The organism is Pantoea sp. SGAir0180 (genome assembly GCF_043546245.1).
The window spans coordinates 2,102,843-2,118,544 of record NZ_CP028071.1; the positions used below are offsets into that span (position 1 = coordinate 2,102,843).

General features: G+C 53.7%; 16 protein-coding genes. 9 read left to right on the forward strand and 7 right to left on the reverse strand.

The genetic code is table 11. The features are described 5' to 3' along the window. Nucleotide 1 precedes the first annotated feature (1 nt). Together dgcN and C1N58_RS09790 are read right to left on the reverse strand one after the other, a co-directional pair. On the reverse strand, nt 2–1,009 hold the full coding sequence (gene dgcN, locus C1N58_RS09785) for an N-acetyltransferase DgcN (RefSeq protein WP_205951736.1): 1,008 nt from the start codon (nt 1,007–1,009) through the stop codon (nt 2–4). Nucleotides 1,010–1,400: 391 nt separating this feature from the next. Beyond that, nucleotides 1,401–1,790 (reverse strand): tautomerase family protein, encoded by a 390-nt coding sequence (locus C1N58_RS09790; RefSeq protein WP_058701352.1) that lies wholly within the window; start codon nt 1,788–1,790, stop codon nt 1,401–1,403. 119 nt (nt 1,791–1,909) lie between these two features. On the opposite strand from C1N58_RS09790, the gene C1N58_RS09795 reads away from it, so the two are divergent. From C1N58_RS09795 to C1N58_RS09805, 3 genes are all read left to right on the forward strand, one after another. After that, entirely contained in the window at nt 1,910–2,830 is a 921-nt protein-coding gene (locus C1N58_RS09795; protein ID WP_033737487.1) for a LysR substrate-binding domain-containing protein, read from the forward strand. A 219-nt stretch (nt 2,831–3,049) separates the two neighbouring features. Then, a complete protein-coding gene (locus C1N58_RS09800; RefSeq protein WP_394564844.1) occupies nt 3,050–3,292 on the forward strand; it encodes a hypothetical protein in 243 nt (80 codons plus the stop codon). A 146-nt stretch (nt 3,293–3,438) separates the two neighbouring features. Then, nucleotides 3,439–3,648 carry a DUF6434 domain-containing protein gene (locus tag C1N58_RS09805; protein WP_205950035.1) on the forward strand — a complete coding sequence of 70 codons (210 nt, stop codon included), beginning with the start codon at nt 3,439–3,441 and terminating at the stop codon, nt 3,646–3,648. 109 nt (nt 3,649–3,757) lie between these two features. Here C1N58_RS09805 and C1N58_RS09810 read toward each other — a convergent pair whose 3' ends face one another. Further along, on the reverse strand, nt 3,758–4,201 hold the full coding sequence (locus C1N58_RS09810) for an Lrp/AsnC family transcriptional regulator (protein ID WP_033737491.1): 444 nt from the start codon (nt 4,199–4,201) through the stop codon (nt 3,758–3,760). Between the two features lie 124 nt (nt 4,202–4,325). Between C1N58_RS09810 and C1N58_RS09815 the strand changes: the two genes are divergently transcribed. Next, nucleotides 4,326–4,877: an RBBP9/YdeN family alpha/beta hydrolase gene (locus C1N58_RS09815; protein ID WP_394564845.1), complete on the forward strand. Its 552-nt coding sequence runs from the start codon at nt 4,326–4,328 to the stop codon at nt 4,875–4,877. Between the two features lie 111 nt (nt 4,878–4,988). On the opposite strand, the gene C1N58_RS09820 is transcribed toward C1N58_RS09815, so the two are convergent. Continuing rightward, on the reverse strand, nt 4,989–5,276 hold the full coding sequence (locus C1N58_RS09820) for a chorismate mutase (protein ID WP_033737493.1): 288 nt from the start codon (nt 5,274–5,276) through the stop codon (nt 4,989–4,991). 505 nt (nt 5,277–5,781) lie between these two features. On the opposite strand from C1N58_RS09820, the gene licT reads away from it, so the two are divergent. The 5 genes from licT (at nt 5,782) to C1N58_RS09845 (ending at nt 11,912) form a co-directional block, all read left to right on the forward strand. After that, nucleotides 5,782–6,636 (forward strand): BglG family transcription antiterminator LicT, encoded by an 855-nt coding sequence (licT, locus tag C1N58_RS09825; RefSeq protein ID WP_110267659.1) that lies wholly within the window; start codon nt 5,782–5,784, stop codon nt 6,634–6,636. A 123-nt stretch (nt 6,637–6,759) separates the two neighbouring features. Further along, on the forward strand, nt 6,760–8,607 hold the full coding sequence (locus C1N58_RS09830) for a beta-glucoside-specific PTS transporter subunit IIABC (protein ID WP_394564846.1): 1,848 nt from the start codon (nt 6,760–6,762) through the stop codon (nt 8,605–8,607). A gap of 10 nt (nt 8,608–8,617) precedes the next feature. Next, nucleotides 8,618–10,090 carry a glycoside hydrolase family 1 protein gene (locus tag C1N58_RS09835; RefSeq protein WP_394564847.1) on the forward strand — a complete coding sequence of 491 codons (1,473 nt, stop codon included), beginning with the start codon at nt 8,618–8,620 and terminating at the stop codon, nt 10,088–10,090. Between the two features lie 127 nt (nt 10,091–10,217). Further along, entirely contained in the window at nt 10,218–11,168 is a 951-nt protein-coding gene (locus C1N58_RS09840) for an alpha/beta hydrolase (protein ID WP_058701358.1), read from the forward strand. Nucleotides 11,169–11,219: 51 nt separating this feature from the next. Then, a complete protein-coding gene (locus C1N58_RS09845) occupies nt 11,220–11,912 on the forward strand; it encodes a DUF4440 domain-containing protein (RefSeq protein WP_058708471.1) in 693 nt (230 codons plus the stop codon). Between the two features lie 42 nt (nt 11,913–11,954). Here the strand turns inward: C1N58_RS09845 and C1N58_RS09850 are convergent, their stop codons facing one another. The 3 genes from C1N58_RS09850 to C1N58_RS09860 form a co-directional block, all read right to left on the reverse strand. Next, nucleotides 11,955–13,163, reverse strand: a complete 1,209-nt coding sequence (locus C1N58_RS09850; protein WP_033737503.1) for a cupin domain-containing protein — start codon at nt 13,161–13,163, stop codon at nt 11,955–11,957. Between the two features lie 465 nt (nt 13,164–13,628). Further along, a complete protein-coding gene (locus C1N58_RS09855) occupies nt 13,629–13,817 on the reverse strand; it encodes a hypothetical protein (protein WP_039340978.1) in 189 nt (62 codons plus the stop codon). A 174-nt stretch (nt 13,818–13,991) separates the two neighbouring features. After that, nucleotides 13,992–15,512: an acetaldehyde dehydrogenase ExaC gene (locus C1N58_RS09860; RefSeq protein ID WP_054634141.1), complete on the reverse strand. Its 1,521-nt coding sequence runs from the start codon at nt 15,510–15,512 to the stop codon at nt 13,992–13,994. Between the last annotated feature and the right edge of the window lie 190 nt (nt 15,513–15,702).

The following is a 15,702-nucleotide window of genomic DNA, read 5'->3' on the forward strand; positions in this document are numbered from 1 at the left end:
CTCAGCCCCGCTCCTGAAGCAGCGCGGCGATGTCATCGATACCAAAACGCACCGGATCGGTTGCCGGTAAACCAAATTCGGCACGGATTTCAGCACAATAGGCGCGCGCGTCTTCTTCCGTGTAGTTTGAGGTGTTAATCGCAAAGCCAGCCAGTTGAACGGACTCACTGGTCACCTGGGCGGCGCGCAGATTGGCTTCCACGCAGTCTTTCAGGCTGACCATCGGTTGATGCGGCAAATGGCGCATATGCGGACGGCCCATTTCATGGCACATCACCAGCCAGTGCGGTTGCGCACCGTGCATAAGCCCCATACTGACGCCCGCGTAAGAGGGATGGAACAACGATCCCTGCCCTTCCACGATATCCCAGTGATCATCATCGTTGGCAGGAGACAGGGCTTCCGCCGCACCAGCAATAAAGTCCGCGATTACCGCATCCACAGCAATGCCTTCCCCTGCAACCAGAATCCCGGTCTGTCCCGTGGCACGAAAATCCGCTTTCATTCCGCGCGCACGCATTGCCGCTTCCAGCGCCAGTGAGGTGTACATCTTGCCCACTGAGCAGTCGGTCCCCACCGTGAGTATCCGCTTGCCTGAACGCTTCTTACCGCTACCGACACTCAGCTTCGGACGCATATGACGCAAATCGAAAAGCGCAACACCAAACGTCTCTGCCAGCGTGACCAGCTCGGGCTCATCCACCAGACGATGATGTAATCCACTGGCCACGTTCATGCCGGCTTTGATGGCACTTTTCACCGTATCCAGCCAGTGTTCGGGCAGATACCCCCCTGCGTTGGCGGTGCCCAGCACCAGCGTTTTCGCGCCGCGCGCTTTGGCGCTGGCGATATCAAGTTCAACCAGCCCCAGGCTGACCGTACAGCCCGGCAGTTTAATTTCGCCAACGCACTGTTCCGGTCGCCAGATATGAATACCGCGCGCCGTTTTTGCCGCGAGGGGATCGGTAACATCGCCAAGAAAAAGTAAATAGGGTTGTGGGATTAGCATGAAAGTTCTCGTTTCAGACAAAGGTAAGGTTCTGAAACCACTATTTCATGCGTGTTGAAAGGTGACGAATGCTTGTTTGGTGGCGGGGTATAACGGCAGGCTATAGTCAGATAAAAAAGTAATGGCAACCGCGTTATTTCAACGAATCCGGGTGAAATCGGCCCCGGTGCCGGGACGAGTCATAGGAAAAGGCTAATATCCGCCGGAGAGTTAATGGAGAGATATCGTTTAATGTCAGTCAACGGGAAGCAAGGCCGTTTACTTCGACGCTGTCTTTCATAATGCCCCGGCGTGGTATCGGGTACCACGGATAACACGCTTTGGGGCGTGGTGAGGATGTTATCTTTCCTCTCAAAACGCTGTGACTGACAACCGAGAGGAAACGCGGTAATTACAGCTTTCCGGTCAGATACTGTGCTTCACCATCCGCAAAGCTCCAGTCACCCGGCGCATTGGTAATAAAGCTGATCATCAGATCTTTCCCATCCACCCCACAGTGCTCTGCCAGCTCCCGTGCCAGTTCCGCCATGAAACGCGTTTTTTGCTCTTCACTTCTCGGGCTGGTAAACACCCGGACCATCACCAGACGGTCGCTGCGTTCAAACCCCAGCCCGGTATCCTGGAACACCATCTGATAATTTTTATTTTCGTGAACAATCTGATAACGGTCACGTTCGGGAACGTTAAACGCGGTGAGCACAGCCCGATGTGCAGCGTCCAGCATTGTTCTGATTTCCGTAGCAGAACGTCCCTCAATGATGTCGAATGTCAGCAATGGCATAAATAAACCCTCGGTTGGTCTAAATCGTAAGTGTATGATGTCGCGCTATGTTGACGACTACTGCTGAAAAGAAAAAGAGACAGGGCTGAAATGATTATTCGCTATTTTGAACAATCCCGATGAAAGCATTCCGCACGGATGAACTGTGGGTGCATTTGTACTGGCTGACGGTACTCGCTGAATCGGGAAGTTTTACCCGCGCGGCTGATCGGCTGGAGGTCAGCAAGGCAGCCATGAGTCAGAAAATCAAAGAGCTGGAGAATATGGCCGGCACAGCACTGGTGCAGCGCACTACCCGCAGCGTCCGTCTGACCTCGGCGGGCGAAAAACTGGTGGATAACTTGCGCGATCCTTTTGCGCAAATTGAGCAATCCTTTTTACGCATTCGTGATGAAACCGGCCCGGTGAGAGGCCTGGTGCGTGTCAGTGCGCCGGTAGCCTTTGCGCGCCAGCAGCTCGTCCCGGTTATTGGCGATTTTGTCCGGGAGTACCCGCAGGTCACTATTCAGCTGGATGTCAACGACCGTCTGGTATCACTGACTCGTGAAGGTTTTGATTTGGCCATCCGTCACAGCCAGACACTTCCGGAGACCCACATTGCGCTGAAGTTGTGTGACACGCATGCGGTTCTGGTTGCCTCCCCCGCTTACCTGGCGCAATACGGCACCCCGCAAAAGCCCGACGACCTTGAGCGGCATAACTGTCTGTACTATCTGCGCGGACAGGAACCGCCGCGATGGCATTTCCATAAAGTGACGGGCGGAGAGGAAACCGTAATGGTGAAGGGACAGGGAAACTTTGCCACTAACAACAGCGAATCCGTCCGCGATGCGGCATTACAGGGACTCGGTATCGCCCTGCTTCCTGATTTTAGTGCGCGAGCCGCGCTGGCTGCAGGGACACTAACGCAGGTTCTGCCCGCATGGCGAACGGTAGACGCATTTGCCGAAAGCTTATGGGTAGTACGTCCGCATACTGCGCAGGTTCCTAAGGCTGTGACCACGTTTATTCGGTGGCTGCGGGCGAGGTTTGCGGAGTAGAGTTTAGTAGAATGGTGATGGTGATTATGTGCGGATGGGTTGCATTGTGCCAGGAGCGGACATTGGCGTGTTATGACGATTTCAGGATTACTCATAGAATGGCTTTGTAGTTGAGATTAACGTGTTCGGAATATTATTCCGCTGTATCCTGACCAAATTGTTTTTGATATCACTCACGCAAAATGTTTTGCGTAGTTGAAAAGAAGGAATTCGTATAATATGTCTCAAATTAAATTTGAACTGAGTCGTGGAAGCGACATATTACGTGATGGTATGTTTCTGGAATTATCTGTCAGCGAGACATCTCCTTTACGGCAAATTGCTGAAGTTTTCTATTCGGATGTTACGCACGGATTCTTTTTGACCTGCTACGAAGAGAATATCCCTCTGGAAGCAGTGGAAAAACTGATTTCGGAGGCGAGGATATCTCTCCCGCCAGTGAAGCAAGAACAATCCACATAGCACAGACCACATATCAATGTCCGCTCCTCGCTCAAAGCGGACCTTCATCTTAGTCAGCTCGTTCGCTCTGCGCCAAAAGCTGAAGGACTTAAATCAGTCTGGTATTTTTATCGTTGCTACCGTTCATCCTGTACAGGAGTAAACGAATGAAAACAGACTGGCACGGTTCTTCATTGACTCGTAACACTGTCGTGGATAACAACTACAAAAACACACAAAACGTTCGTCGTTTCATGACTGATGAATGTGGGCCAGATTTTAGATTTGATCGTGCTTTTATGGCCTGGATTCGAAACGATATCCCTAAAAATTTAGGTGATGTGGTGGATGAGTGGAAACGCAGACATTGCCTTTAAAAGTTACCCAACTGGTTACTCTCAGCTTAAATTGTACCGTGATACTGCCCGTTACGTGCAAAGAGCGAACCTTGCTAATGTTCTGCCATATCGATCAAATACGAGTCGGTCACCTCAGGCGTACAGGTACCTGTTTACGTACCGCATTCGACAGAACTAAGGATGTCGTCACTGAACCATGAACTGCAAGGGCATCGACAATGGCCTCCAGATCAGTCGGTTGAGAAAAAACGCAACGTACGATGAAGCAGTCCTCTCCTGTGATTCTGTCAGCTTCTATCACTTCAGGAATAGCGTTAAATAACGCCAGATATTGTTTGATGTATTGGTGGGTGGTGCGCACTCGCAGGATCGCCTGTAATCCCAGTCCAATCTCTCGCAAACTGACGCGGGCACCGTAACCTTCAATGACGCCTGCACTTTCGAGTTTTTTGACCCGTTCGCTCATCGCTGGCTGCGAAAGTCCAATGCATTTGCCCAGAGACGCCAGACTCTGACGTGCGTTCGTTTGGAGTGCTTCCAGAATTTGCCGATCTTTACTGTCAAGCTCCATGCTGATCCTTTGCCCAAAACAGAGATGAATCATCGGCTAATCGGGCTGTATTTCGATGATTTGCCATTCAGAAACGATGTGGCATTTGACTACATTATGTGAACACCTCTTTGGGAATCAAGACATGACATCTCCAATATTGCTTCTTCCGGGAATTGGCAACTCGGGCTCCGGACACTGGCAAACGCTATGGGCAAAAACTGACGCGTCAATGACCCTCATTTCGGGACAAGACTGGGATCACCCGATTTGCGAAGAGTGGGTCGAAAATTTAGAAACTGCCGTCAGAAAGATCGGGCCAGACGTCATTTTGGTCGCCCATAGCCTTGGCTGCCTGCAGGTTGCGAACTGGGCACAACATAGCCGCACAGTTGTGAGAGGCGCTTTGCTGGTCGCAGTGCCAGATCCCACACGCGATGCGTTTCCAGAAGAGGCTCAGGGGTTTAGTGTTTCCCGAAGTGAAAAGCATCTCGCATTTCCGAGCATAATGATTGTCAGTTCCAATGACCCTTATGCCGATATCCATTACAGCCAGTGCCGTGCCAATGCCTGGGGCAGTCGTCTGGTCAATATCGGTGAGCGAGGGCATATCAACGCAGCCAGCGGACTCGGTGACTGGCCTCAAGGGAGAGCATGGTTAAAAGCGCTTATTGCCAAGTCCACAATGCCGAACTGATCGTGAGTATGCCGCCCAAAAGAGATATCGCTGCTGGCGTTCACCGCCTCGATACCCGCTACAGTAAAAGCCAGAAGCTGAATGGCATGTTGGCGCACGATGTCAGGATTTTTACTGCCGCAGTTGGTCGTGTTGCTCGAGTTCATAATCAATAAACGCACCGATCATCGCCCGGTAGACCTTTTCGATAATCACTTCGGGAAGTCCTGCTTCAGTTGCCTGTTTACTGACTTTGTCGATTACCTGCTGGACGCGGTCTGGAGCACGCACAGCTGAGTGGTCACTTTTAAAAGCTGCTGCAGCTTTAACACATCGGCCACGTTGCGCGATCATTTTAACCAGTTCACTGTCAATTTGATCGATACGATTTCTGACATCATCAATTGATGAAAAATCCATTTCAACCCCATATAGCTAGTACATGAGTACGTCAGGTTACACAAATTTTCGATTAAAAACAGTCTTCAATTTTGACCTGTTCCCTGAAAATGAATATACGGCCTCATTCGCAAATTCCTCCTCCACGATCTTATAACCGCGAACGTCCGCTTCTCGCTCATAGCCGACGTTCATTTTTTAACAGCCATCACGTATCTTCTCATTCCCGAGCTGCCTGCTACCCAACACCTCTGCCTCTCACCTGCCAGCGCACTAACCCGCCGGCATCGCCCATTCCCCCGATCACGTAACGGCTTTATCTATTACTTTTCGTAAAGCGGATCACAAATCAGCGCGCCAGATGACTCACTGCACAATTTCATATTGAATATCAATTTTCCAGGTGCCAGGATTAACCGGCATCACGCTTGTTACCGATTATCGGGCAAAACCTGAATGCAGGCTGAGGGATAATCCCTTCAACGCTGTATTTATGTTTTGCCCGATTGTGTTTCAGGAGTGAGCGATGCTGGTCAGACAAATACTGAATAATAATGTGGTCAGTGCCGTAGATGATAACGGCCTTGAAGTGATTTTAACCGGTCGGGGGCTGGGATTTAATACACGCAACGGGGCCCGTATTCATCTGCACGAAGCAGAAAAGATATTTCGGCTGCAAGATTCAGGCATCTCTGCACGCTTTAAAGATCTGGTCAGTGAAATTCCCATCGATATTCTCCAGTTGACCGCTGATATCGTCAGCCTGGCGCATGAAACGCTGAAGCATAAACTAAGCGAAGGGCTGTATGTTACGCTGGCCGATCACCTCTACTTTGCGCTGGAGCGGCATAAAAATAACGCGCTGCTCGCCAACCCACTGGAATGGGAAGTCCGTCATTTTTACACCGCAGAATATGCGATTGGCCGCCAGGCACTGGGCATGGTAGTGGCCCGCACCGGCACCGTGCTACCAGACAGCGAAGCCTGCAGTATTGCGCTGCATATCGTGAATGCCGGGCTCAATGATAACTTAGGCAAAACCACTAAAATCACCCAACTCCTCTGTCAGTTACAACAAATCGTAAAATACTTTTTTACGCTGACCCGCGATGAACACAGTCTGAATTACCAGCGCTTCATTACCCATTTAAAATTCTTTGCGCAGCGGGTCATTGATGGCGAAGTATTAAATAACGACGACGAGGAATTATTCACGCTGGCACAACAGCGATATGCCCGAACGTTTGAGTGCGTAGAAGCCATCAGCACCTTCGTAAAAAAACATTATCACCACAGTATGAGTCACTCAGAAAAACTCTATCTAACGGTACACATTGAAAACATCGTGCAGCGCAGTGCGCATGATGTTGACACCCCATAATGCATTACTGAACTGCTTTACCGGCTTGTGACTGTTTAATCAGGCAAACCCCAGAAAATATGCCACCCGGTTTATGCCGGTCATTGTGGATGACGTCATATCGACTTCAGTCTGGAGGGATTTATGAATTATCAGGACACCGCACAGCAAATTATTCCCCTGATAGGCGGAAAAGATAACGTACAGTCTTTATTTCACTGCATTACCCGCCTGCGTTTTTTACTAAGAGATAACAGTAAAGCCGACCGTCACGCGCTTGAAGCACTGGATGGCGTGATCGGGGTTAATATTTCTGGCGACCAGTTTCAACTCATCATCGGTAATGATGTCAAACCACTGTGCGATGCGCTGCTCAGTCAGCTTCCGCTTCAGGAAGCTCCTGTCCGCCCTGCTTCGCGCTGTAACCCTGTTTCCGCAGTGCTTGAAGGGTTGTCCGGCATCTTCTCACCGATTATTCCGGCCATAGCGGGTGCAGGGATTCTCAAGGGCATTCTGGCGCTAATGGTGGCGTTTCACTGGCTGGAGACACAAAACCAGAGCTACCAGATCCTGCTGGCGATCAGTGATGGCGTGTTCTATTTTTTGCCGCTGGCGCTGGCGTTCAGTGCGGCAAAACGCTTTGGTGCCAATCCTTATGTCGCTGTTGCGCTGGCGGCATCACTCTTTCACCCTGCCCTGCAAACCCTCTTTACCGCAGGTGAGCCGATACGTTTTCTGGGTTTACCCGTTCCCACGGTGAACTATGCTTCGACAGTCATTCCGGTCCTGCTATCAATCTGGCTGTTGAGTTACGTGGAGCGCCTGATTGACCGCGTTATCCCTGCCGCCCTCAAAACCATGTTTGTTCCGCTTTTAAGCCTGCTTATCGTCACGCCGGTGACGCTGATCGCTATCGGGCCATTAGGGATTTTTGCCGGTAACGCGCTGACCGGGGGCATTATCTGGCTGGTCGAAAACATGGGCATTATCGCGGGCGTGGTGGTCGGCGGGACGTTGTCGCTGATTATTATTACCGGCATGCACTATGTGCTGGTGCCGGTCATGATCCACAACATCAGCCATCTGGGATTCGACCCGTTTAAAATTCTTTTCTATGTGGCCAACCTTGGTCAGGCCGGTGCGGCGTTTGGCGTCTTTCTGCGGGCCCGGGATAAAAAGCTTAAATCGCTGGCGCTTACCACCAGCTTCAGTGCTGCCATGGGCATCACCGAGCCTGCGATGTACGGCATCAACATTCGCTACAAACGTCCCTTTGCCGCCGCTCTGCTTGGCGGTGCCTGTGGTGGTGCGTTTGCGATGGCGATGGGCGTAAAAACCTATGCGTTTGCACTCAGCGGCCTGCCCGGCATTCCCGCCCTGGTTGGTCCCACCTTCTTATCAGCACTGCTGAGTCTGGTCATTGCCTTTTCCAGTGCGGCCCTGCTGACCGTCATACTGGGTTTTGAGGAAGCGCCCCGGAAGAACGTGGACAATACAGCCTCCTCACACTGTCATCATACGCAGGACCACGTAAGGCTTTTTGCGCCGGTCAGCGGTGAGATCACTCCGTTAAGCGCCTTAGCCGATCCGGTTTTTGCCGATGAAATTTTTGGCAAAGGGCTGGCGATTTATCCGACCGGCGGCAAGTTGCGCTCCCCCATTGATGGCCGCGTCGAGTCGCTCTTTGAAACCCACCACGCGCTGGGGCTGAAAAGTGACACTGGCGCGGAAATCCTGATCCACATTGGCATCGATACCGTGAAACTCGGCGGCCGCCATTTCACCAGCCATATTCAGCCGGGCCAGTTTATCCGCACCGGCGATCTGCTGATCACATTCGATCTGAACGCGCTTGAGGCCGAAGGCATCGATCCGAGCGTGATTGTAATCGTGACCAACTGCGAACGCTATGGCGAGGTTCGCCCGGTAAAAGCCGGGGGACATATCGCCTGCCGTGACGCTTTTCTGACACTCACCGCTGCGGCGGTTTAAGGAGCAAAGCATGACGTATTCACCCTCTTTTCCCGAAGGTTTTCTGTGGGGCGGTGCCACGGCCGCGAATCAGCTTGAGGGCGCCTGGCATGTTGGCGGTAAAGGGCTGTCCGTATCGGATGTGTACACCTTTGACGCATCCACACCACAAGACCAGTGGCTGGATCAGTGGTTAAGCATGACCCATGCGCAGGTAGCGGAAGCACAGAATCCGGAGAGCAAAAAATATTATCCCAAACGTAAAGGCAACGGGTTTTACACCCGCTTTAAAGAGGATATCGCGCTGTTCGCCGGGATGGGATTCAGGTGCTTCAGGATGTCGATTGCCTGGACGCGCATCTTTCCACGCGGCGATGAAGCAGAACCCAACGAGGCGGGCCTGCAGTTTTATGATGCAGTGCTGGATGCTCTGCTCGCTCACGGGATCGAACCGATTGTGTCATTGTCACATTATGAAATGCCGCTTGCGCTGGTGACGGATTACGGCGGCTGGCCCAATCGCCAACTGGTAGATTTCTATGTGCGTTTTGCCACCACAGTTTTCATGCGCTATCGCAAGAAAGTGAAATACTGGATGACGTTCAACGAGATCAACTGTGTTAAGCATCACCCTTACGTGAGCATTGGCGTAATTGAAGAAGGTCACCTGCATATTGAACAGGATAAATACCAGGGTGCCCATCATCAGTTTGTCGCCAGCGCGCTGGCGACAAAGGCTTGCCACGCCATTATTCCCGGGGCGCAGGTGGGCTGTATGATCAGCTATCAAATCCTGTATCCGCACACCTGCCATCCGGATGATATGCAGGCGTGCGAAGAGATGCAGCGCGTGTCGTTGTTTTTTAGCGATGTGCAGGCACGCGGCTACTATCCGGCTTATGCAGAAAGAATGCTGGCGGAAAAAGGCGTGCAGCTGATTAAAGCCGTGGGCGACGATGAAATCCTGCGGCAACATCCGGTGGACTTTGTTTCCTTTAGCTATTACATGTCCAGCACGGTCAGCGCCCATCCTGAAAAACTCACCGGCGCGCAGGGCAACCTGATCACAGGCGGCATCAGAAATCCGCACCTGGAAACCAGTGAATGGGGCTGGCAAATCGATCCCAAAGGCCTGCGACTGGCACTGAATCAGCTGTATGATCGCTATCAAAAGCCGCTCTTTATTGCCGAAAACGGCCTGGGCGCAGTCGATACCGTCAAGGCCGATGGCAGTATTGATGACGATTACCGCATTGACTACCTGCGCCAGCACGTCGCGCAAATGAAAGAGGCCATTGCGGATGGCGTTCCCCTGTTTGGCTACACCTGGTGGGGACCGATTGACGTGGTGAGCGCAGGTACGGCGCAGATGTCTAAACGTTATGGGTTTATCTACGTGGATCAGGACGATATGGGCAATGGCACGCAGAAACGTACCTTAAAAAAGAGCTATCACTGGTATAAAAAACTGATAGCCTCTAATGGCGAAGACACAGGTCATTAAGCCGGTTGAACGCCATTGCTGTGACCTGCTGGCAGTCGCTGTCAGCAGGTCATTTTGATCTCAGCCGCTGCCATGCATATCTGGCAGAAACACGTTGCTGTCACATCAACCTGAAGAGAGGGTTAAGTTGAACACGCTGCATCTCGTCGATCCCGAGCTACGTCCCCTGCTCGCTAACAGCGCGCCGCTGGAACTCACGCCTGACGCAATCATTACGCTACGCCAGCAGCGCCAGGATGCTGCGCTTAAGCAGGTCCAGTCGTACCGCGACCAGGGGCTGAACATTGATGAACACCTGATCGCGTTTCCCGGCCATCCGTCGGTCAGAGTCTGTGTGATCACGCCCGTTGCGGCCGCCGGTAAACGCATGGGCATATTACATCTTCATGGCGGCGGTCATCTGTTTGGCAGCCCGGAGCAGTCTCTGTCGCTGACCAGCGCGACGGCACGGCGACATAACTGTGTGGTGGTCTCGGTGGACTATCGGCTGTCACCGGAAACCGTATTTCCGGGATCGCTGGAAGACAGCTATCAGGTGCTGAACTGGATGGTGAATGAAGCCGCGATGCTGGGCATTGATCCGGCACGTATCGGTGTTATGGGCGACAGCGCCGGTGCCGGGCTGGCAGCCTCACTGGCGCTGTTCACCCGCGATCGGAATGGCCCCACGCTGGCCTTTCAGAATCTGATGTTCCCGATGCTGGATGACCGCACGGTCACCGAAACCCACCCCAATCCCGTGACCGGCGAGTTTGTCTGGACGCGGGAATACAACCGCATCGGCTGGTCGGCGCTGCTGGGCGAAGCGCCCGGTGGCGAAGCCGTTTCGCCTTATGCGGCTCCCGCTCGCGCCACAGACCTGCGCGGGCTTCCCCCGGCCTGGATTGGCGTGGGCACGCTGGACCTGTTTCTGGATGAGAACCTCGACTATGCACAGCGGTTAATCCGCGCCGGGGTTGCCGTGGAGTTGCACGTCTGGCCAGGCGCGTTTCATGGTTTCCACGGCAGTGAGACGGCGGCAGTATCGTTGCAGGCCCGGGAACTGCGCCAAATCTGGCTGTCGCGCTTTGCGCCCTGATACTCAGCCAGGCCAGGGTTAACGTCCATCCAGGGCCCACGGAGTGAAGTGATGCAAATGCTGCACATTGTGCCTCGCCTGATGACAGCGGTGCGGGCGGGCAACAAACGCCATACGATACGCTGGCAGGAACAGGCCATTACGCCCGGTCCACTGCGTTATATCAACCACGAAGATCCTGCTGACAGCGTCATAGTGACTGTTGAACGGGTTGTCATGATGCCGCTGTCATCCGTCGCGCAGCATCTGGGCAAAGATGAGGAATGGCCCGATGCGGAACTGCTGGCAGGCATGCAGGAGCACTATCCCGCTATTCAGCTCGATTCTCAGGTGGCAGTGATACATCACTCCGCCCCCTGTGAGACGGAGACAGGACGCTATCAGACACTGCTTGCCGCGTTGACGGCGCTGGAATGCAGTCTGCATCAGGAAAAACGTTACGATGCAGCCTGGCTGGCGCAGCGACTGCATCCTGAATTTCAGGAAATTACCCGCTCGGGCGTGCGGGTGAATCGCGCGCAGACGATTGCGGCCTTACAAGCTGAAGCGCATGCGCCGGCAATCGTCAGCCGCGATTTTCAGCTGATACAGACAGGAACACATCACGCCCTGTTGCTTTACCGTACCGCAAGACCCGATGGCCGCCATGCCGCATGGCGGTCGTCCCATTGGGTGTACCACGCAACGCAAGGCTGGCAGATGATTTTTCATCAGGCCAGCCCCGCAGCAGAACCGGATTTTTAGTGCGGATACCGGCGCATCCTGAAGACGGATGCGCCCGCCTGGCTATTTCACTACCGGGTTTTTCTGCAACGACAGCGCATCCATAAACGCATCGTCCAGTTGCAGGTGTTGTTTCACCAGGTCGCGCGGCGTACCGGCCAGCCATTGATTCAGTGAAATGTCAGCGTAATAATCGCTTTTGAACAGCTCCAGGAAACGCAGCGGCCCCTTGCCGGTGTTTTCCACATAGTGCCCCATGGCGAACGGCACATAGCCGACATCTCCGGCCCGGTAATCAAAGGTTCTGGCCTGGCCGGATGAACCAAACACGCCCATGCGTCCTTCGCCTTCCAGATAGTATTGCCACTCATCGTTGTTTGGATGCCAGTGCAGCTCACGCAAGCCACCGGGTTCGATCTCGACCAGTGCCGCCGCAATGGTTTTGGAGACCTTAAAGGTGGAAGAGTCGGTGATGCGGACCGTGCCGCCTGGCGCTTTGATCGGGTCCTGCGCCAGCATACGGTGAGTAAAGGTGCGTTTGGCTTTGGTTGCCCCTTGTACCTGCACCGATGACAGGCTGCCGGGCACCGGTGCGGCAAAGATATATTCGTCCTGCGGCGACGGTAGTTTCGCAAAGGTTGAGACAGGGACCTTAAAGTTTTTCGCCAGGATCTCGGGCGGAATATGTTTAAACCAGTCAGACAGCAGGAAGGTGCTGTCTTCATCGAATCCACCGTTGTCAAAGGCCAGCAGGAACTCACAGCCGTCCGGCCCCAGGCCCTGAATAGAGTGCGGAATGCCCGGCGGGAAATACCACAAATCACCCACGCCAATATCGTCCACGAACCAGGTGCCGTCGGTATCAAACGCCGTGACGCGGGCGTTGCCGTAGGTCATGTACGCCCATTCGCCCTCTTTATGCCAGTGCAACTCACGAATGCCCCCGGCATTGAGGCGCATATCCACGCCCGCAATCGTGGTGGAGACGCCGAGCTCACGTTGAGTGACCTGGCGGGTCCATCCACCGCTGCTTTTACGAACGTGCGCGTCACTGAAGGAAAAGCGCAGATTCGGTAACGTGCCGCTGTCCGTCGCCGGTGGATTCACGATATCCGGGTTTTCGGCTTCGCGGATCGGATCGTGCGGGCCGGGATCGCGGCCCCCGCCGGAAAAAGACTGGATGCTGTCATGCGCGTGCACCTGTCCGGCCGCCAGCGCGACGGTGCCGCCCGCCGCAAAAGCCATAAAACTTCTTCGGGTTAATTTACTCATAAATACACTACCTCGTTCCTTGCTGATAAAGTCGCCGACATGCACTGTCCTAAGGAATGTATAGCGGGGAAAGTTAAATTTTATTTATGTGATATGTAAATTTTGATGACAACCACAAGACAGGTATGGCGCAGAAGTTATCAACGCGTGCGAACTCTTTGCCGCTGGTTTAGGAATGGTTAAGTTTTCTTATTGATACTGCCCCAGAACTGGCACGAAAAGATAATTTTCGCGTCCGGCCTTCGTATCGTTTTTGGTCACACTTTGTTACAGGTGCAGGCCAGTGAGTGCACCGGCGCAGGCGGGTGACTGAGCAGGCATAAGTTGAATTGACTGTATGACGGGCGATCAGGTTATGCGGCCAGCATGACGGTGGTGTCCTGACCGCCTGACCAGGGCGCAGATAAGTCGGACGAGTGCGGCGTCTGGCCGACATAACCTGCGTGACCCGACGTGAACGTCCTGTCAGAACACGCCGTCCCGACGCGGTCTGGCGGCCTGTTGGGGTGCGCGTGCGGAGAAAGGCGCATCAGGTTGTTGCGCACAAGACGGGTAAGCGCTGTGCCGTTCAGGCAGGTTAACGATGATGATGCTCTCTTCCGGTCCGTCGAGCACCTCATCCATCAGGTTCAGATAGTCGTAAGCATTTTGCATAAATCGTCTCTGTTCAGTTATCCATAGTGAAGCAGGTAATCCAGTCAACACAGGCACGAAATGATCACTGCGAAGAATCGATAATAGCCGCTAATCACCCTGTCACAAGCAGATTACGCTTATATGACAACAATCAGAGGAAAATGCGGCGTGCACAGGGCACGCCGCACCAGGTCAGAAGAAGCCAAGTGGCTGAATGCTGTAACTCACCAGCAGGTTTTTAGTCTGCTGATAGTGATCAAGCATCATCTTGTGGGTTTCACGACCAATGCCCGATTTTTTGTACCCGCCAAAGGCGGCATGGGCAGGATAGAGATGGTAACAGTTAGTCCAGACGCGACCGGCTTTGATCGCACGGCCCACCCGATAGGCGCGGTTGATATCCCGCGTCCAGACGCCCGCGCCCAGCCCATAGATGGAATCATTGGCGATGGCGATGGCTTCTGCCTCGTCTTTAAAGGTAGTGATGCCGACGACCGGTCCAAAGATCTCCTCCTGGAAGACGCGCATGCTGTTGTTGCCTTTCAGCAGCGTCGGCTGGATGTAGTAGCCGCTGGCGAGCGCATCATCGAGCTTTTCAACGCCGCCGCCGGTGAGGATTTCGGCCCCTTCCTGACGGGCAATCTCCAGATACGAGAGTATCTTGTCGAACTGCTGCTGTGACGCCTGAGCACCGACCATGGTCTCCGTATCCAGCGGATCGCCGCGTCTGATGGTTTTGATACGTTTAAGCACCGCCGCCATAAAGGGCTCATAGATGGATTCCTGCACCAGCGCGCGCGACGGGCAGGTACAGACTTCGCCCTGATTCAGGAAGCCCAGCACTACGCCCTCTGCCGCTTTTTCAATGAAGCTCTCTTCGGCCTGCATAATGTCTTCGAAGAAGATGTTGGGTGATTTACCGCCCAGCTCAACGGTGGACGGGATCAGGCTTTTCGCCGCCAGCTCCAGAATGTGTCCGCCCGTCGCCGTCGATCCGGTAAAGGCCACCTTGGCAATACCGGGATGCGAGGCCAGCGCCTCACCGGCTTCTTTTCCGTAGCCGTGAACCACGTTCACCACACCGGGCGGCAGCAGATCTTGAATCAGTTCAACAAACAGCGTGATCGACAGCGGCGTTTGTTCTGCCGGTTTAAGCACCACGCAGTTGCCCGCACCCAGTGCCGGTGCCAGCTTCCAGGCCGCCATCAACAGCGGGAAGTTCCACGGAATAATCTGCGCCACCACGCCCAGTGGCTCGTGGAAGTGATAGGCGGCGGTAAACTCGTCGATTTCAGCTGCGCTGCCCTCCTGCGCCCTGACGCAACCGGCGAAATAACGGAAATGATCCACCGCCAGCGGCATATCCGCAGCCAGCGTTTCCCGCACCGGCTTACCGTTATCCCATGTTTCATTGACCGCCATGTATTCCAGATTTTCTTCCAGGCGGTCAGCAATTTTTAACAGTACCAGCGCACGTTGCTGAGGTGAGGTTTTGCCCCATGCGTCAGCGGCGGCGGCGGCGGCCGCCACGGCCTTATCGACATCGGCCTTGTCCGATCGGGGAAACTCGCCCGCGGCTGAGCCGTTAACGGGGGACATATTGGTAAAATAGTTACCGTTTACCGGGGCGACGAACTCGCCGTTGATGAAATTGCCGTAGTGCTTCTGCAAAGTGATGAGAGAACCCTGTTCTCCTGGAGCGGCATAACGCATGCTGGATCTCCTTACGCTGTGTGATGTGAAACAACTATGAAACTTGTTGTTAACATATTCGATCAGCGCCAGCCTGACAGGTTTGTTGTCCCTAAACTGTGACCGCGGCGAAGGAAATACCCGCCAGAGCCACTACAGATAATTCCGACTTTTTACCGCTTCGTCTGTTAACTGGAAACTTTCGGCGCGA